Consider the following 283-nt stretch of genomic DNA (forward strand, 5'->3'; position numbering starts at 1 on the left):
CTTATCGTAGGGAGAAAGCGCAGAAATACGCTAGCCGATAGGCGCTGGAGCTAGACAATTTTCAAAGTTAGAAACCAAAGCTATTCTCCGTTTACAGTTTTTTCTCCCATCCGGTTTTCAGGGAATCACATAATTCCTGTTGATAAGCAATGGAAACTTTGTTATAATGATTTTTGTCATTGAGGTCCGGTGGCGATGGCGGAAAGGTCACACCCGAACACATCCCGAACTCGGAAGTTAAGCTTTCCAGCGCCGATGGTAGTTGGGGGTTTCCCCCTGCGAG

General features: G+C 46.6%; 1 rRNA gene. It reads left to right on the forward strand.

The features are described from left to right. Nucleotides 1-185: 185 nt before the first annotated feature. Nucleotides 186-283: ribosomal RNA gene (rrf, locus tag IC21_RS15915) — 5S ribosomal RNA — on the forward strand; the annotation flags it as partial.

Source organism: Heyndrickxia coagulans DSM 1 = ATCC 7050 (assembly GCF_000290615.1).
Taxonomy (GTDB): domain Bacteria; phylum Bacillota; class Bacilli; order Bacillales; family Bacillaceae_C; genus Weizmannia; species Weizmannia coagulans.